The sequence below is a fragment of the Ruegeria sp. Ofav3-42 genome (assembly GCF_022347725.1).
Classification (GTDB): Bacteria; Pseudomonadota; Alphaproteobacteria; order Rhodobacterales; family Rhodobacteraceae; genus Ruegeria.
Window position 1 is genome coordinate 196,732 of the sequence record NZ_JAKRGB010000001.1, and the last position, 17,779, is coordinate 214,510.

Genomic DNA, 17,779 nt, shown 5'->3' on the forward strand with positions numbered 1-17,779 from the left:
CCTATCATATGATGAGATTGATGAATACTAATGTTTGATAATCCCAATGACCGGAAACAGCTGCTGGGCTCGGGGTGGTTCGGAACGCGCGGCTCTCGTTTTCAATCGGATCTGCTCGCCTGCGGGATTGCAAAAACGTTTGAAGCTGGCGAGCCCCTCTATCACATCGGTGACCCGGCCAACGGGGTCTATGCGGTTTTGGAGGGCGCTGTTCAGATTATGGCGCCAGCGGATGATGGTCAGGAATTCGTGGTTCACCGTCAGGGCGGCGGGTTCTGGATCGGCGATCTGGCGCTGTTTGCTGAGGCGCTAAGGCTGGTGAGCGTCTTCGCGACGCAGCACACGCGCGCTTTGTTCTTTCCGTCTTCGCGCTTGGACAGATTGGTGCGCGACAATCCGGATTACGTCCGCGACTTTTACGCGTTGTCGCATGAGAACATGCAGACCGCATTGCGTATCATGGCCAACTTGGCCGTTACTGGCACAGAAAAGCGTTTGGTGTTGCGCTTATTGCATCTCGATGAGGGGGCAACAAAATCCGATGGGTGGATCGTTGTTTCTCAGGACGAACTGGCAGCTATGGTCGCCGTTTCTCAGCCGACGCTACACCGGAATCTACACCGCCTTGCGGACCTGGGATTGATCGAACTTGGTTACGGCCGCGTTCGCCTGATAGACAGACGGAAATTGATCTCCAGCTGTCAGTGCTAAGGTTACGGGTTAAGCGGCGGAAGCGGGTCCGACAGGTGGCGCTGTGTTTGCCCCAGAGCCTTGAGTTCCGAAATCGCTGCTGCCCAGTCCGCACCTGAATCCTCTTTGTGGGTTGAGTATTTTGCAGCCCCGATCTTAGCCAGCCGTCTTTCGAGACCGATAGCCATTTCGGGGAAGTCACTTCGTGCTTTCCACATTTCCAATGCCGAGTATGTCTTTGAAAAATCGCGCTCCTGTAGCGCGGTCGTTAACACATTCAGCGCGAACTCGGGGGATTCCTGGTACTTTTTCTGTCGCATTTGGTTCCACGTTTTGATGCGTGGACCAAAGAAGCGCAACACACCCCAAAATGCCAACCCCAGCACTGCGAACCAAATGAGTGCGGTCAGAATGGATTCCGCGCCTGGCGGCTGCCATTTGGGTGGCGCTAGGGTCAGCTCGACTGACTCGATGTCGATGGTTTCGACCTGATCGGTTTCCAGATTGTACCAGCGAACCGAAATTGGCGGCAGTTCGGTTTGGCCGCCGTCCTGCGCGAGATAGGTGATTTCGTCCACGCGTTGCCCGGACAATATTCCGCGGTCTTCGCTTTCCGTGAAACGCGGTTCTTTTGGATAGGCGCGCAGCAGAGGGTTTTGGATTTCTGGGATCAACTCAGGGACCAGGAAAGGCGTCGTCCCGGTGATTTTGGACGTCAAACGGCGCGTGATGGCCCCGCCGTTTTCCATCTCGGTCGAACCTTCGATCTGCTGATCCACCTCGAAACCCGTTGCGATGATCAGCGGGTCCAGGTCGCGCGCGCCCTTAGGAACGACAGCGTTCAATGTCAATTCGGGCAGGGAGACGGACACCTGCGTCGGCGCATTCGTGTCGGGATCTGCGAAGGTAACGATGACATCCTGAGCGCCGAACACAACTTGTCCGGCTTGAAGCGGATACAGGCGATAGCTGCGCTGAACCCCTGACCAGGTCTCGCCGTTCACCGTTTCACTAACGGGGCCCGAGGCGCGTTCGGGCAGGCGCACAAGCAGGTTCTCTTGCTCAAGTGAAGGAAATACTGGAGGAGACGGCATGAAGGTCGGGACAAGAACCTTTATCCGAACAATTGCAGGCTGCCCGACGGTAACCGGCTCGGTCGGTACTTCGGCGGAGACCTGAGGTTGAAGCTCTGTTTGTGCCATTAGTGGCACCGGCAGTATCAGCATGAGAAAAAGGAGGTATCTCATTGCTGTTGCTCCTGATTTTCCAAAAGGAACCGGTTGCGAAGAAAGTCCTGCATGTCGGTGTCAATTGTACTGATCCACTGATCCGCCGACATGGCTTGCGCGCCTTCGGTCGGTGCCTGAACGGTTGTGTTCTCTCCTCGACCGGCCTCATTGTCAAAGACCGTATCGTCCGCTCCGATCCCTGCTTCTTCGCCTGTGTCCGACTGCTCGCGGGTCGTTTCAACGTATTCGAGGATTGCCTTGGACACTTCCAGATTGTGCTGCGCTTCGGGCCAGTCCGGTCTGCGTTCCAGCGCTGTTTCAAAGGCCGCTACGGCGGGGCGGTACTCCCGATTTCGAATTCTGGCCATTCCCTCTGAAAAGGCGGCCTCTGGCGTATCAAGCTCTGCAAAAATGGCTGCTGCTTCCGGATACTGTCCCGCCTTCAGCCTTGCATACCCCTCGTGATATGGGTCCTGGAACAGGTCAGCCGCCTCAGCATAGCGTTTCTGGTTCATCGCGATTTGTCCCTGCTGATCGGGGGTCAGGAACCAATCCCGCCATCCATCGGCAAACGCGGGGCCCGAAGGGGTCGTGAAGAACAGCGCAAGAAATGCCCATCGGATGACCCAACCCCGTCGGAACCAAAGCAGCGACAACAGTGCGGCTGGCCACGCCAGAATCCAGCCTCGATCCTGCCAATCCAGGCGGTCGCCATCATCCAGTGCCGCTGTATAAGCAGACTGAATTTGACGTTGTAACCGATTGATATCCCTATCATCACCCGAAAATGGCACGACGGTCGCATTCCTCAGGCCGTCCAGTTGGGCGATACGCTGATCACCGGGTAGCATTGTGAGGAAGAACACGGGCGTGGTCGCTTCCTCGAAACCGGCCAGCTGCGATGGGTCGAGGTCGTCCAAGACGAACAAGACCGCCCCGGGCGTTTCGCTGTCGGCCAAAATAGATTCAGCCAGCGCCAACGCGTCCGCAGCGGCGTCACCCTGTTTTGGCATGACGGCTGGCGAAAGACCTTCCAGAAGAGGGCGGAGGATATTGGCGTCCTCGGTCAAGGGCGCAACGCGGTGAGGGGTTCCAGCATAAGCAATCAAAGCGGTGCGTGCGCCCGCGCGGGCATTTATCAGGTCAGTTACCTTGAACTTGGCCCGCTCGAGGCGTGACGGAGGAAGGTCGGGTTCTTCCATACTGTCCGTAACCTTCAGCGCGATCACCAAAGGTGCGGTATCTGCGACCAGCGGATTGGGTGCACGGGACCATGTCGGTCCTGCCGCGGCTAACGTGGTTAGAATAGCCGCAATCATCGCGACATCGATCGGGTAGACACGCCGCCTATCTTCGGACCCCAACCTAAGTGCGGCCGCGAGATGCGGGGCGATACCTTCGGGTTGTTGGTATTGCGATTGAGGTTTAGGGCGCGCCAGCCACCACAAGCCAGCGATTGGAATGAAGAAAAGCAGCCAATATACTCGAATAAAATGAAATTCTGCCAATACCCCCATCATGCCACACCTCTGCGCCGCGTCAGGTGTAATCCGGCAATGCTGCCAAGCATAAGCATCAAAGCCAGAACAAGGGGGTAATGCGCAAGACTTTCGCGCGGGCGGTAGCTTTGGGTTTCCACGACCCGGGGATTGAGCTGATCGATGCGTTCATACGTTGCCGCCAACGCGTCTTCGTCGTCTGCAAAGAAGTACTCGCCCCCAGTCCGGTCCGCGATTTCTTTCAAAGCGCCCAGATCGACCCGATCTTCGCCCGAGGCATTCGGGTCCCCGACACCCACCGTGTAGATGACGACGCCTTTATCCGCTGCAATAGCGGAGGCGTTTATCGGCGTCATTCGGCTGGACGTATCCGCACCATCGCTGAGCACGATCATCAGGCGCTGGTCGAGCTCGCTCGAATCGAATGTACGAATTCCCAGCCCGATGGCGTCTCCCAGGGCGGTGTTCGGCCCAGCCATTCCTACTGCAGTTTGATCCAGGAACCCATTCAAACTGTTCAGATCTTCCGTGAACGGAGCCTGCACAAACGCACGGGTACCAAAGATGATCAGAGCCATGCGATCCCCCTGACGCTCGGCGATGAAACTCCGCAGCACGTCTTTGACGGCGGCCAACCTCTGTTTGGGTGTTCCGTCTGACGAGGTGAAATCGCGTTGATCCATCGAGCCGGATATATCCAGCGCAAGCACGACGTCGCGGGCCGATTTCTCGATGACCACGGGCTCTCCCAGTTTTTCTGGGCGAGCCATTGCTGTCACCAAGAGAAGCCAAATCAATACAACGATTCCGGTCTGCAGCTTTGCGCGGTTCAGGATGACGGAGCCGGACTTCGGCTCAACGCCTGCAGCCTGCGCGACGTGGCGAAAGAACGGGATGCGGATTGAGCTGCTTTTCTCTCGGTGCGGAGGGGCGAACCAGTACACCAGCAAGGGCAACGGCATCAGGAGAAAGGCCCAAGGCGCAGCGAAGGAAAACATCACGTTGCCCTTTCCCGCTTGTGGGTCTTGATCCAGTCCCGTGCAAGTTTAGTCAGGTTTGGATCAGTCGAGTCCGTTCTGTATGGTGCCTCAATAAGGGCGCGGCACGCGTTTTCCTGAAATGATGCTTTTTCAGACGTTTGCTTCAGGAAGTTCACCCATTTGTCACCGTGCAATGACGCAACCTGCTTGCGGGGAAACGCGACCAACGCGGTGCGGCGTAGAATCTCGGCCGTTTTTGCTGCGCTGTCGCCCGAGGCCGCCAGTTCAACCAGCGCCTCGCGCCTGTAGGCATTTGTCCGGCGGTGGCGCAGAACAGCGTATAGACAAAGCGCGATCAAACCCACGACGATCAGCGCCAGAGCAACCCAACCCCATGTCTGCGGCATCATCGAAATCGGGTCCGGCGCCGGAGCGGGTTCAAGCATGTCCAGCAGTCCAACCAGCGATTTGCCTTCGACATCGACGCTCATTATCGGCCTCCACGATGGCCGAACAGCCTGAGGAGTTGGTCGAGTGTTGGTTCCGCGGTGGTCAAAGGCACGATTGGAAAGCCATAGCGGCGCGACCAAATTTGCAGCTGTGCCAAACGGCCCTCCAACGCCGCGCGTATGCGAGGCGACAATTCGTGGTCCGAACTGTCGATTTCGATCTGGCGGTCGCCGTCGGACACGGTCATTTTGAGATTTGGAGCTAATTCGCGCGAGCTCGGGTCGGAAGTATTGAACAAAATCAGATCGTTGGGCGCCGAAAGTCTACGTAGCAGTATTTCCGAAGTCTCGTTCAGCCCGTCAAAATCCGAAAACACACATACTAGCGAATTGGTATGCGCGATCCGTGTTGCCTGTTTCAGCACGTCATTGAGAGTTACCGTCGGTTCAGGACGCAGTGACGCGTGAAGGTTTGAATTCAATGACCCCACGGAGGTCAGAAAGCGCGTCAAGGCGGCTGGTCGCCGTTGCGGGCGGTGTTCGGCCAGATCGGTGTCGCCGAAGACGATCCCGCCGACCCGGTCGCCCTGCCCAAGAACACGATGCGCCGCGATGGCCGCTGCCTCGGCCGCGATAACCGATTTCATGTAAACTTGCGTTCCGAAGAACATCGAAACCCGTTGATCGACCAGCAACAGGGCCGGGCGATCGCGCTCCTCGGTATAGACCCTAACATGGGGCTCTCCGGTACGAGCGGTCACTTTCCAGTCGATTGTGCGGATGTCATCGCCGGGCTGATAGTTGCGCAGTTCCTCGAAATTTAATCCACGCCCACGCAGGCGGGATGCGTGCCGACCGTTTAGGATCGAACGGGCTGGCTGACGCGGCAAAAGGCTGAGCGCACGCGACTTGGGTCCCAACCGCAACAGGTGGTCCGCATTAACGTGAATGCGCGGGTCGTCGGGATATGCGGCGGTCTGGGACACGCGGCGTTCCTCAGGGATCAGGGCAGCGCGACAAGCTGCAGGATTTCCGAAATCACGTCATCCGCCGATTTGGCACTACCTTGCGCCTCAAAGCTGAGCGTTATGCGGTGGCGGAAAACGTCGTGCGCGATCGCGCGAATATCGGCCGGGTCGACATAGTCGCGCTGGTTCATCCAGGCATGTGCGCGGCCGCACTTGTCCAGAGCCAGCGAGGCGCGGGGGCTGGCCCCGATGTCGATCCAACTGGCCAGTTCTTCACTTAGCGCGCCTGGGGTCCGCGTCGCCTGCACGAGGTCGGCCATGTACCGGTCCATCGCGTCAGAAACGTGAATCTGGCCGATCTCAGCACGCGCGGCGAAAACGGCGTCCTGTGGGATGGTCGGAGGGACATCGTTGGAGGCGCTTTTTCCGGCCGCGATCTCTTCGTTACGCACCAGACGGATTACCTCAACCTCGTCCTCGACCGGCGGGTAGGTGATCTGCACATGCATCAGGAACCGGTCCATCTGCGCTTCGGGCAAAGGGTACGTGCCTTCCTGTTCGATCGGGTTTTGCGTCGCCATCACGATGAACAGGGGGTCCATCTTATGCGTTGTGCCCGAAACAGTTACCTGCCGTTCCTCCATCGCCTCAAGCAAAGCAGCCTGGACTTTGGCTGGGGCGCGGTTGATCTCATCCGCCAGAACGATGTTGGCGAAGATGGGACCCGGCTCAAAGCGAAAGGTGCCGCCGTCGTCTGTTTGCTGAAAAACCTCGGTTCCGGTGACGTCTGAGGGCAGCAAATCGGGTGTAAACTGAATCCGGCTGAAACTTGCGTCCAAGTTTTTGGCCATGGCCTTGACCGCGCGGGTTTTTGCCAGACCGGGCAGCCCCTCGATCAGCAAATTTCCGTTCGCCAGTATCCCGATCAGAAGGCGGTCGATCACTTCGGTTTGCCCGATGATGGTCTGTCCCATGCGGGCTTTAAGATCATTTATCTGATTAAGTGCATTCATTTCGTGGATCCAATCGGCGCCAATTTTCGGTTTTGACGTTGAGACTATTCAGGATGCTGGGTGGTTAAAAAAGTTTTGCAACGACGGTATGTTAGCAGGATTTTGGTGGGCATTCTACCGGGAAATTCGAGCGGTCAGTTGACGCAGATCCTCCTTCAATTCAGGGCGGATTGGACCGTGATTTGGTGCGTCGCGCAAGGTCTGCACCAAATGGGGCGAAGGTTGCCGACCTGCCGCTCGGCTCCATGTCAGGGCCTCAAGGATTTCCCGAGCCTCGGCATCCAGAGCGTCGGGAATATCGAACCCGTTCAGGGTGGCCCAAACGCCGCTCCAAAGCCGCCCGACGGACCATGGGTTGTAGCCTCCGCCGCCGAGAACAAGAATCCGTGGGGCGAGGTATTTCAACGCGGCGACCGTCTGCCAATGCGAGTTGTTGGACAGCGCCAGGCGCGACAGCGGGTCTTCGGCGACGGCGTCCGCCCCGCATTGCAGAACGATTGCCTGGGGCTGAAAGGCTTCGGTTGCGGGCAGGATCAGCTGGTCCAGAATGGCCGAAAACTCGTCGTCATTCAGGTTTCTGGGCACCGGCAAGTTCAGCGCCGCGCCACCTGCATCATCCATGAGCGTGCCGGAAAAGGGCCAACGCCGGGTTTCGTGAACCGAAATCATTCGGACCTTGTCTGAACCGTGAAAGGCGACCTCGACCCCGTCACAATGATGCGCGTCGATATCGATATAGACGACGCGATCCAGACCCATTTGCAAAAGCGCAAGGATCGCCAGAACCGGATCGTTCAAGTAGCAAAACCCGTTGGCGCGGTCAGGCAGGCCATGGTGCGTGCCACCGGCCGGGTTGAAGACGATGCCGCCATCCCGGATCAGTTCGGCGCCCAGCATGGACCCTCCGGCCGCTGTGGCCGGGCGTCGGTACATTTCCGGAAACACCGGGTTTGACAGCGTGCCCAGCGCGTGTTTGACGCGGACTTCATCCGAAACGCTCTGAGCGTGCTCAGCCGCTTTCAAGGCAGCTATATAGTCCGGTGTGTGAAACCTTTGTAAGGCACTTGGTTTCGCGCAGGGGCTGACCCGGTAGTTTTCTATCGTCAGCCAACCCAGCGCGCGGCATAGGTCGATGACGGTTGAAACACGCGGAATGGCCAGCGGATGTTTGGAGCCGTAAGTCGAATGTCGATAGATTTCGGACCCTATGAAAACAGGGGCCTGCATCGGTTACCGCTGGCGTGCGGGCGTGTTGTCGTCGCCAAGCCGGCCATCCAGAGACATCAAAATCGCAACGGGTCTGAGCGCGGGAATATGGCTGAAGATGATCAGGATGCAGACCGTCAGCGGAACGCTGAGGAACGCGCCGATCAGCCCCCAGACGGTTGTCCAGAAGGTCAGCGCCAGGATCACCAGAAACGTGGACATGTTCAGCGACCGGCCCAGCATGGCAGGGTCCAGAAAGTTGCCAATCAGAAACTGAATGGTGCCGCAGCCGAATACGATGATCAGGAACGGCCCGATCGTTTCAAACTGAACCAGAGCGATCATGGCCGGAAAGATCACGGCGATAATCGAACCGATCGACGGGATGAAATTCAGCGCAAAGGTCAGAACCGCCCAGGTTTCCGCGTATTCAAGCCCAAGCACCTTGAAGACGGTATAACTGATGCCTGCGGTGACCAGGCTGATGAATGTTTTTACGCCGACATATCGCTGCAGGCTAAAGGTGATCGCATCCAGAATTGATGTAAATTCGGCCCCGGTTTCAGGATTGCCCGCTGCCAGTTGGATCTTTTTGCGAAAGGCCAGACGCTCGGCCATCAGGAATGCAACGTAAAGGCTGATCAGAAAGAACTGGTTCAACAGCGATGTCGCACTGCTGAGCAGAACCCGTGCGACATAGGACATGTCGATGCTGACGAGGTTGTCGCGGATGAACTTGGTGACGTCATTACCCACCAGCCCGGTGATGCGGTGAACGGCGCCGTCGAATTGGTTTTCATAGGTGCTGATCGACCGCGCGAACTGGGTCGCCTGACTGCCGAGAATGTACATGATCACGAACAAACCAGCCAACACGACTGTGACACCCGCCAAATTGGCCAGCCAGACCGGCACCCGCGTCAGCGCGATAACCCGGTCGCTGAGCGCGATGATCAGAACGTTGATCAGCAGCGCCATCGTCAGCGGGATCAAAAAGGCAGAGCCCGCATACAAACCCAGCACGATCAGCGTGGCGACAATCGTGGTGTCCCGAACAACCGACAGCTTCAGTCGCGGTGCCTCAGTGTTCTGGTCTGGTTCCAAGGTCATTGATTAGCCCGCCTGTCGTGCCGTTTGGCACATTACACCGATTGGTGATCGCTCTGGAAGGTGATCCTGCACGCGCGGGCAGGATTCTGCAATGTGCCCAAATATTTGAGCTAGATAATTTACACTTACGCGGGATTTGCCGTTTCAGAGGAATGGCGAGGCGGGTTAGGGTCTGGGAATGAGCGCACGTGTGATTCCCTCTCTTGGCCGGCCTGTTCAGGCGCTTTGGCTGGCCATCGTTCGGTTCAACAACAAAAACGGGTTCGTGATGAGCAGTCACGTCGCCATGTCGTTGATGCTGGCCCTGTTTCCGTTCGTGTTGTTCACTGTGGCCTTGGCCGGGTCTTTGTCCCAAGGGTATGTCACCGATGAATTGATCGAGTTGATCTTTGGCGCTTGGCCGAAAGATGTCGCAGGCCCCATCGTGGCCGAGCTGCGCGCCGTGCTTCAAGAATCCGGTTCCGGCGTCATCACCCTGGGCGCTCTTTTGGCGATCTTCTTTGCGTCGAACGGAGTTATGGCGGTACGGGCGGCAATGAACCAGGCCTATCATGACAAGGATGTCTGGCCGTTCTGGAAAACGCGGCTGTTGTGCCTTGGTCTCGTGATTGTTGGCGGCGTGGTTATTCTGGCCATCGCAGCGGTCGAGGTCGTTTTACCGTTTTACACTCAGTTGGTTACGGAGAAGACAGATTTGAACGTTTCCGACTGGTTGTCTGTGGACCGTTTGCGCTGGACGTTTACCGTTGCCGTTCCGGCAGGCATCGTGGTGCTGGCACATATGATCCTGCCAACCCGCCGACACAGGTTGATGCAGATCCTGCCGGGGGTGGTTTTGACTCTGGGTCTCTGGGCTGCAGGCGGTTGGGGATTTTCAATCTACATCGCCCAGTTCGCCACCTACAGCGCCACATACGCCGGTTTGGCCGGTGTCATGGCTGCCTTGATCTTTCTCTACCTGTGCGCTGCGATTTTGATCCTTGGCGCCGAATACAACGGTGCTTTGATGGATCTGGAAAAAGAACAAGATCGGGGTTCTCAGTGAAATTTCTGGCGTTTGGCGTCTGTTTGTTCTTCCCGGTTGCCGCCTTTGGTCAATCGCCCGTTTATGTCGGGTCGGACCAATGCGTCGAATGCCACGAAGACGAAGCTGCGGCATGGTCCGCGTCCCACCATGCGCTGGCCTGGACCGAGGTCGGGGAGGGCGCCGTCGTCGCGGATTTTGATGGAACGCGCTTCGATCATGATGGCATGTCGGTCGAGTTCACCGATGAAAACGGAGCTTTGCAAGCGAAGGTCACTGAAAAGGACGGGGTGGCCACCACATACGGAGTTCACTCCGTTGTGGGCATTGAACCTTTGCAGCAATACCTGTTCGAAACCGAACCCGGTCGATTGCAGAGCTTTGATGCCGTCTGGGATACCGAGAACAAGCGGTGGTTCCACCTTTATCCCGATCAGGACTTACCGCCAGACGATGGGTTGCACTGGAGCGGACCTTACAAAAACTGGAACGCGCGATGCGCGGAATGCCACGCGACGGGTTTCGAAAAGAACTATGAGCCCGAGAAACGTACATACAGCTCGGTTCAGGTTGAGATTGGCGTCGGATGCGAAGCCTGTCATGGTCCCGGTTCGGCACATATTGACTGGGTCGGGGGCCAAAGCCTCGCCGCAGGTCTCGGTGAAACGGGTTTCAGCATGGATTGGGGCAGGGGCCAGACCGAAGCAGAGATCCAGCAATGTGCGAGTTGTCATTCCCGCCGTGAGGCGCACGGAGACGGCAATCCTGTTCCTGGAACACCTTACCATGATGCGTATAACCTCGCCGTGCTCAGACCGGGGCTGTACCACCCCGACGGCCAGATTCTGGATGAGGTTTATGTCTATGGCTCGTTCCTGCAGTCCAAGATGTATGATCGCGGTGTCGGTTGCATGGACTGCCACGAACCACACAGCGTAACGCTGAAAGCGGACGGAAACGGGATCTGTACTCAGTGTCATTCACCGGCGGGAAACCCAGAGTTTCCAACATTGACGGCCAAAGAGTACGACACGACCGAACATCATAACCACCCAGAGGGCAGCGATGGCGCGCAGTGCAAGTCCTGCCATATGATCGAGCGTGTTTATATGGGCGTGGACGGCAGGCGCGATCACAGCTTCCGTATTCCGCGTCCTGATCTGGGGCTGGGACAGGATGCCTGCACCGATTGCCATCAGGATCAGGATCAGACATGGGCTGCGCAGCAGATCGAAAAATGGTTCCCGGCCAGCGTGCGCCGAGGGCCGCATTTCGGTTCGGCCTTCGAGGCGGCTACGCTCGGGCGCGCGGATGGTCCCGAGGATTTGCTGGAGATTGCGACCGACCCGGAGCAGCCGGGGATTGTACGCGCAACAGCAGCGTTCCTTCTTCAACCATATGGGTCGGTGGATGTGGCGGCCAGAACGGCCTCGTTGCTGTTCGATGAAGACCCGGTGGTTCGCGCCAACGCGGCACCTCTGCAGCGTCAGGCCAGCTTGCCAGATCAGATTCAACGCCTTGAGCCGCTGCTTTCCGATCCTCTGAAGAACGTGCGTATCTCTGCCGCGAAAGAGTTCCTGACCATTCCGACACAAGCCTTGACTGCGGAACAGCGGCAATTGTCAGGGCAGGGCATGTCGGAATGGCAGGGCGCAATTTCCAACCGATTGGATTTCCCCGAAACGCATCTTGTGCTGGGCGGGATGGCCCTGACGTTCCGCAACTCTCAGGCGGCAGAACAGGCGTTTCAGGAGGTCGTCGCACTTGACCCGCAACGCGCCGAGGCGTGGCCGATGCTGGTACAACTGGCGCAGATCAATCGCGGACCTCAGGCGGCGCTGGACGTTTTGGAACAAGGGTTGGAGATTGTTCCTGACGATCCGAACCTGCGGCAACTCAAGGAACAGATGGGCCGCTGATACGGCATGGCTTGGCCCGGTTTCCGCCACGATACCGGCAAATTTCAGGGTTACAGATAGAGCTGAGGCAAGATTTGCGCCAGCTTACAGGTGACTCATGTTTCTTAAACCGGTCCATACGTCTCAGTTGAAACGGCCGCTGGCCCTTTCACAGAGGGTCGAGGAGTTGCGGGCAAAGCCGCCCGAATACATCAACCATGGCGAGGCGTTGTTGCTGCAAGGCATCGCTGCGGCTTCGCTGCGCGAGCAGGTGCTGGCCGGCGATCGAAGCTGGCTGGACGATTAAAACTAGCCGCGAAATCCCGTTGCTACCACAAACTTCTCGGAACTGTCCGAGCGTGATGCGGGGGGTTTCACATTCGCAACCTTGTCGAATTTCTGTTTCAACAGCTTCTGCAGATCGCCCTCGGCACCGCCCGCAAGAACCTTGGCGACAAACGTTCCACCTTCATCCAGAACATCAAAGGCGAAGTAGGCGGCTGTTTCACACAAGGCCATGATGCGCAGGTGGTCTGTTTGCTTATGGCCGGATGAGGCCGCCGCCATATCCGACATCACCACGTCGGCCTTGCCGCCCAGCCAATCTTTGACCTTCACGTCGGCGTCGTCTTCCATGAAATCCAGTACATGGGCTTCGGCGCCCGCCACGGGTTCGACCTCTTGCAGGTCCACTCCAAGAACGGTGCCTATGCGTTTGCCCGACTTCTCACCCAGAGCATTGACGCGCTTCACGGCCACCTGCAGCCAGCCACCCGGTGCACAACCCAGATCAACCACGCGCGCGCCGGGAACAAGGAAGCGGAATTTGTCGTCCAGTTCCAAAATCTTATAAGCCGCGCGCCCCCGGTATCCTTCGGCCTGCGCGCGTTTCACATAGGGGTCGTTCAGTTGCCGCTCGAGCCATCGGGTCGAGCTGAGCTTGCGCCCGCGTGCAGTCTTAACCTTGACCTTCAGGTCGCGCTGTCCGCGACCCGAGGAGTTTTTGCCACTTGGTGTCTTCGCCATCAGAACGGTCCGTCTTCCAATACGCCGTCCGCGCTCATCTGCGCATAAAGCAGGCCTTCGCGCAGCCCCCGGTCCGCCACAGAGAGGCGGTCAGTGGGCCAGCATCTTAACAGCGCCTGCAAAATGGCCGAGCCGGACATGATCAGCGCCTGCCGGTCATCCCCAATCCGGGGATCACGTCGGCGACCCTGAGGGCCGAGTTCTAGATACCCTCGTATGACTTTGTCAATCTGATCGCTGGTCATTCGCAGACCGTCCACCTTGGTCCGATCATAGCGCTTGAGACCCAGATGAGAGGCAGCCACTGTCGTAACCGTGCCGCTGGTGCCAACGATCTGAAACCCGGCACGGGCCTGTTCGTCCTTGTAGGGGGCAAAGTCGGCCAGGTTTTCTTCAAAGAACCAACTCATCAGAGCAAAGCGCGCCGAGTCGTTTTCGACGTCGTGAAATTGGTCCCGCAGCGTGGCCACACCCAGCGGTACGCTGATCCAATCCACGACCTTTGCGGCGGGAAAGGGGCTTTCAGCGGGATGGAACCCATTGTGCAACCGCATGATGGCAGCAGGGCGATCCCGGCGCGGTACCGAAGAAATGTCGATCCAGACCAGTTCGGTCGACCCACCGCCGATGTCGACGACCAGCAACTGTTCGGTTTTGGTCGAGACGAGCGGCGCGCAGGAGATCACGGCCAGGCGTGCCTCTTCCTCGGGTTGGATGATTTCCAGCGTCAGGCCAGTCTCGCGTTTGACCTGCCGGATGAACTCGCGCGCGTTTTTCGCACGTCGGCATGCCTCAGTCGCAACCAGACGCATCCGCCTGACCTTGTTGCGTTTCAGCTTTTGCTGGCAGATGCGCAGCGCCTGAATGGTGCGCGCCATCGAGGACCGAGACAACCGCCCGGTCCGTTCCAGTCCCGCGCCCAATTGCACGGACTTGGAGAAGCTGTCTACCACATGGAACCCGCTGCCCTTGGGCTGGGCTATCAACATGCGGCAGCTATTTGTCCCCAAATCCAGCGCCGCATACAACGCATCTGGATCGGGTCTTGCCGGCGCGGGGCTTTCGACCGCCTTCGGGAACGCGCCCGCACCTCTGGGACGCTTGGGCGCCATCTTCAACGCCCTCCGATTTTCGAGTTACCCCGACCATAGGTCGCGGAAATGCGTCGTGCAAGACGCTCATTAAAGTGATGAGAATTTTGATGTGCGCGTTTGATGAAGAGTTCGTTACAAGCCCTGTATCCCATCGTGGGCAAAAACGTCGCTGGAAATGCGCCGTGTGTCGAAATTCGACCGACTTGCCCCCACATAGACGTTTAGAACCGGTCCATCTGGTTAGGAGGAATCAAAGTCAATGCCTGACGTCACCATCGTATACTGGCGCGACATTCCCGCCCAAGTCATCGTCGGCAAAGGCCGTCGTGGCGCAAAACGGCAGTTGGAGGAGCGGTTTGAGCAAGCCATCGACCGTGCGGCCATGAAGGTGAACGCCAAGGACAGCGATGCCTATCTGGCCGAATGGCGCAAGGCCGAACCCTTTGCAGTCGAAGGCGACCCGTCTGAAATTGCCGAGGCCGAAGCCACACGTCTGGAAGCTGAATACGATCAGGAACGCATCAAGACCCTGATCGCCAATGACGGTTGGGCATAAGCCCGAGATAGCTATGGGAGGCCGTAAATGGCTTTGCTGAACTTCAAAAAACGTGATGCGGTCGAAAGCGGCCCTGTAAACCCGACCGTCGAAGCCTTTTTGCAAGGCTATTCGATCGAGGTGATGCCGCGCACCGCTGAAAAGGTCGAGGATTTCCGCGCGCTGCTGCCCGAGGGCACGCGCGTCTACATCGCCCACATCGAAGGCACGCCCATCGAGGACATGGTCAAGACCGCCAAACGGATTGCCGACGAAGGTTATCCGGTCATGCCGCACTTCCCGGCGCGGATCATCAAGGATGCGGCGACGCTGGAAAACTGGATCTCCATGTATCAGGGCGAAGCCGGCGTTGATCAGGCGCTGCTGCTGGCCGGAGGTGTTGCCAACCCGCACGGCGATTTTGACAGCTCGATGCAGCTGCTGGAATCCGGTCTGTTTGACAAGGCGGGTTTCAAGCGCTTGCACGTGGCGGGTCATCCTGAGGGCAACAAGGACATTGACCCCGACGGTTCGACCAAAAACGTTGATGACGCGCTGCGCTGGAAACAGAAGTTTTCGGAAACCACGGATGCCGAAATGGCATTGGCCACTCAGTTCGCGTTTGATGCCAAGCCGATCATCGCATGGGCCGACAGCCTGAAAGAAGCTGGGATCGACATTCCGGTCCACATCGGCATCGCAGGTCCGGCCAAACTGCAGACGCTGATCAAATTCGCCATTGCCTGCGGTGTTGGCCCGTCGCTGAAGGTTCTGCAAAAGCGAGCAATGGATGTCTCCAAACTGCTGCTGCCGTATGAGCCGACCGATGTAATCACTGAGCTGGCCAACCACAAAGCGGCCAACCCGGATTTCAACATCACCAACGTGCATTTCTTCCCGCTTGGTGGCATAAAGACCAACGCCAACTGGGCTATTAACAACGGCGGCGCTGCTGCAAAGCCTGTAAACTCCTAAGGATCGGACATGACCCGTACAGTCGTAGAATCAAAAACAAAAACCGCCGTCCTGGGCTTTGACGAACCGTTTTGCGTGATCGGTGAGCGGATCAACCCAACAGGGCGCAAGAAACTGGCCGCCGAACTGGAAGCAGGCGATTTCTCGACCGTCGAGAAAGACGCGCTGGCACAGGTTCTGGCCGGCGCAACCGTTCTGGATATCAACGCGGGCGTTGTCTACAACTCGAACCCCAACCCGAACGAGACCGAACCGCCGCTGATGCGCAAGATCGTCGAGCTGGTGCAGGGTCTGGTTGATGTGCCGTTGTGCGTCGACTCGTCGGTTCCGGGTGCGCTGGAAGCTGGTCTTGAAGCTGCAGAAGGTCGTCCGTTGCTGAACTCGGTCACAGGCGAAGAAGAGCGTCTGGAGATGGTTCTGCCGCTGGTCAAGAAATACAACGTACCGGTTGTGGCGATCTCGAACGACGATACCGGTATTTCGGAAGACCCCGATGTCCGTTTCGATGTGGCCAAGAAAATCGTTGAGCGTGCCGCCGATTTCGGCATCCCCGCGCATGACATCGTGGTTGACCCGTTGGTTATGCCGATCGGTGCGATGGCGACCGCTGGCCAGCAAGTGTTTGCGCTGGTCCGTCGTCTGCGCGAGGAACTGGGCGTGAACACCACCTGTGGCGCTTCGAATGTGTCCTTTGGCCTGCCGAACCGCCACGGCATCAACAATGCCTTCCTGCCGATGGCAATGGGCGCTGGTATGACCTCAGCGATCATGAACCCGGTGGCTCTGCCGATCACGCAGAAGAAGATTGCCGAGAAGAAAGAGGCCGTTGCAGCCGCCGGCATCATCCTGCCCGAAGGCATGGATGACGAAGCGTTCGTGCAGATGTTCGGTCTGGGCTCGACCAAGCCGCGCGCTGGTAAGGAAATGGAAGCCATCCGCGCCGCCAACCTGCTGACCAACAACGACCCGCATGGCGGTGAGTGGATCAAGTTCAACAAAGCCCCAGACGAAGCGGGTGCTGCAGGTGCTGCCGGTGGTCGTCGCGGAGGTGGCCGTCGCCGTCGCGCCTGATCCATTAGCTGATCCTAACGACAAAGGTCGGGCATTTTGCCCGGCCTTTTTCATATTGATGCTGATCAACGCCAGAGCCTGATATGTTTGCGACCCTGATTGCATGTCGCAATAACGGTCAGGAGCGAAGATGAGCAAACATCATCCACCAAAGCTGGCAGATGCTGATCTGGATAAACGTTTAGGTAAAAACGAGTATTTCGAGAATCTGGTCGAATTGCAGGCCCAACTTGCGCTGATCCAGCAGGCGTTCCTGTTCCATGGTGTAAAAGGTGTCATCGTGTTCGAAGGCTGGGACGCGGCTGGAAAAGGCGGGACGATCCGCAGGATCAGTCAGGCTCTGGACCCCCGCAGCTTTAAGGTTTGGCCGATTGGTGCGCCGCGCAATTACTATCTGAACCGCCACTACCTGCTGCGCTTTTGGGAACGACTGCCGCCGGATGGCGCGATATCGGCGTTTGACCGCAGTTGGTATGGGCGGGTCCTTGTTGAGCGCCTCGAGAATCTGATCCCGGAAAAACGCTGGCGTGCCGCCTATCAGGAAATCAATGATTTCGAGCGCATGGTGGTGGATGACGGAACCCGTATCGTTAAGCTGTTCTTTCACATCTCACCAGACGAGCAAATGGCTCGGTTCACCGAGCGCCTGCACAACCCACTGAAACGGTGGAAACTGACCTACGAAGATTTTCGGAACCGCAAAAAATGGGATGAGACAGAGGTGGCCGTCGATGAAATGCTGGCGCGCACATCGACGGAAATTGCGCCCTGGCACGTGGTTCCAGCTAACAACAAGAAATACGCTCGAATCAAAGCAATGCGGGCAATTGTCGATGCATTCTCAAAGGACATTGATCTGAACCCTCAGCATTTGGACAATCGAACGTTGGAGGCCGCGCGCCAGGTGCTGGAAGTTGACCAGGACCTGATCGATAGCCTGCGTGCACGGACCGAATAACCCGATAGTTCAGGGCGCTTTTCCTTGGATCGACGCTTGAAGTCAGCAACCGTG

The 17,779-nt window shown here is 57.8% G+C and carries 18 protein-coding genes; 8 read left to right on the forward strand and 10 right to left on the reverse strand.

Annotated features, from left to right (window positions below):
- The first annotated feature begins 30 nt into the window (after positions 1-30).
- Entirely contained in the window at positions 31-711 is a 681-nt protein-coding gene (locus tag MHN28_RS00955) for a Crp/Fnr family transcriptional regulator (RefSeq protein ID WP_239335062.1), read from the forward strand.
- A 2-nt stretch (positions 712-713) separates the two neighbouring features.
- Here MHN28_RS00955 and MHN28_RS00960 read toward each other — a convergent pair whose 3' ends face one another.
- From MHN28_RS00960 to MHN28_RS00995, 8 genes are all read right to left on the reverse strand, one after another.
- The gene (locus MHN28_RS00960) at positions 714-1,937 is read right to left on the reverse strand and encodes a hypothetical protein (protein WP_239335064.1); all 1,224 of its coding nucleotides are present in this window, start codon (positions 1,935-1,937) and stop codon (positions 714-716) included.
- Positions 1,934-3,439 carry a VWA domain-containing protein gene (locus MHN28_RS00965; RefSeq protein ID WP_239335066.1) on the reverse strand — a complete coding sequence of 502 codons (1,506 nt, stop codon included), beginning with the start codon at positions 3,437-3,439 and terminating at the stop codon, positions 1,934-1,936. Before MHN28_RS00965 ends, MHN28_RS00960 begins: the two co-directional genes overlap by 4 nt.
- Complete coding sequence (locus MHN28_RS00970) at positions 3,436-4,416, reverse strand: VWA domain-containing protein (protein ID WP_239335068.1); 981 nt, start codon at positions 4,414-4,416, stop codon at positions 3,436-3,438. Before MHN28_RS00970 ends, MHN28_RS00965 begins: the two co-directional genes overlap by 4 nt.
- Entirely contained in the window at positions 4,416-4,889 is a 474-nt protein-coding gene (locus tag MHN28_RS00975; protein ID WP_239335078.1) for a DUF4381 domain-containing protein, read from the reverse strand. The genes MHN28_RS00970 and MHN28_RS00975 overlap by 1 nt, the downstream gene beginning before the upstream one ends.
- Positions 4,889-5,833, reverse strand: a complete 945-nt coding sequence (locus MHN28_RS00980) for a DUF58 domain-containing protein (protein ID WP_239335080.1) — start codon at positions 5,831-5,833, stop codon at positions 4,889-4,891. The genes MHN28_RS00975 and MHN28_RS00980 overlap by 1 nt, the downstream gene beginning before the upstream one ends.
- A gap of 17 nt (positions 5,834-5,850) precedes the next feature.
- The gene (locus MHN28_RS00985) at positions 5,851-6,828 is read right to left on the reverse strand and encodes a MoxR family ATPase (protein WP_239335082.1); all 978 of its coding nucleotides are present in this window, start codon (positions 6,826-6,828) and stop codon (positions 5,851-5,853) included.
- A gap of 114 nt (positions 6,829-6,942) precedes the next feature.
- Positions 6,943-8,055 carry an acetoin utilization protein AcuC gene (locus tag MHN28_RS00990; protein ID WP_239335084.1) on the reverse strand — a complete coding sequence of 371 codons (1,113 nt, stop codon included), beginning with the start codon at positions 8,053-8,055 and terminating at the stop codon, positions 6,943-6,945.
- A gap of 3 nt (positions 8,056-8,058) precedes the next feature.
- The gene (locus tag MHN28_RS00995) at positions 8,059-9,144 is read right to left on the reverse strand and encodes an AI-2E family transporter (protein ID WP_239335086.1); all 1,086 of its coding nucleotides are present in this window, start codon (positions 9,142-9,144) and stop codon (positions 8,059-8,061) included.
- Between the two features lie 178 nt (positions 9,145-9,322).
- On the opposite strand from MHN28_RS00995, the gene MHN28_RS01000 reads away from it, so the two are divergent.
- From MHN28_RS01000 to MHN28_RS01010, 3 genes are all read left to right on the forward strand, one after another.
- Entirely contained in the window at positions 9,323-10,189 is an 867-nt protein-coding gene (locus tag MHN28_RS01000) for a YihY/virulence factor BrkB family protein (RefSeq protein WP_239335088.1), read from the forward strand.
- Positions 10,186-12,087 carry a multiheme c-type cytochrome gene (locus tag MHN28_RS01005; RefSeq protein ID WP_239335089.1) on the forward strand — a complete coding sequence of 634 codons (1,902 nt, stop codon included), beginning with the start codon at positions 10,186-10,188 and terminating at the stop codon, positions 12,085-12,087. Before MHN28_RS01000 ends, MHN28_RS01005 begins: the two co-directional genes overlap by 4 nt.
- A gap of 97 nt (positions 12,088-12,184) precedes the next feature.
- On the forward strand, positions 12,185-12,373 hold the full coding sequence (locus MHN28_RS01010; protein ID WP_239335090.1) for a hypothetical protein: 189 nt from the start codon (positions 12,185-12,187) through the stop codon (positions 12,371-12,373).
- 2 nt (positions 12,374-12,375) lie between these two features.
- Here the strand turns inward: MHN28_RS01010 and MHN28_RS01015 are convergent, their stop codons facing one another.
- Both MHN28_RS01015 and MHN28_RS01020 read right to left on the reverse strand, forming a co-directional pair.
- The gene (locus MHN28_RS01015; RefSeq protein WP_239335092.1) at positions 12,376-13,092 is read right to left on the reverse strand and encodes an RlmE family RNA methyltransferase; all 717 of its coding nucleotides are present in this window, start codon (positions 13,090-13,092) and stop codon (positions 12,376-12,378) included.
- Positions 13,092-14,204, reverse strand: coding sequence for a Ppx/GppA phosphatase family protein (locus tag MHN28_RS01020; RefSeq protein ID WP_239335094.1), 1,113 nt, complete (start codon positions 14,202-14,204; stop codon positions 13,092-13,094). Before MHN28_RS01020 ends, MHN28_RS01015 begins: the two co-directional genes overlap by 1 nt.
- Before the next feature lie 241 nt (positions 14,205-14,445).
- Between MHN28_RS01020 and MHN28_RS01025 the strand changes: the two genes are divergently transcribed.
- From MHN28_RS01025 to MHN28_RS01040, 4 genes are all read left to right on the forward strand, one after another.
- A complete protein-coding gene (locus tag MHN28_RS01025; protein WP_239335096.1) occupies positions 14,446-14,742 on the forward strand; it encodes a virulence factor in 297 nt (98 codons plus the stop codon).
- Positions 14,743-14,769: 27 nt separating this feature from the next.
- Positions 14,770-15,696, forward strand: a complete 927-nt coding sequence (locus tag MHN28_RS01030) for a methylenetetrahydrofolate reductase (RefSeq protein WP_239335098.1) — start codon at positions 14,770-14,772, stop codon at positions 15,694-15,696.
- Positions 15,697-15,705: 9 nt separating this feature from the next.
- Positions 15,706-16,767 carry a methyltetrahydrofolate cobalamin methyltransferase gene (locus MHN28_RS01035; RefSeq protein ID WP_239335100.1) on the forward strand — a complete coding sequence of 354 codons (1,062 nt, stop codon included), beginning with the start codon at positions 15,706-15,708 and terminating at the stop codon, positions 16,765-16,767.
- A 130-nt stretch (positions 16,768-16,897) separates the two neighbouring features.
- Positions 16,898-17,725 (forward strand): polyphosphate kinase 2 family protein, encoded by an 828-nt coding sequence (locus MHN28_RS01040; protein WP_239335102.1) that lies wholly within the window; start codon positions 16,898-16,900, stop codon positions 17,723-17,725.
- Positions 17,726-17,779 lie beyond the last annotated feature (54 nt).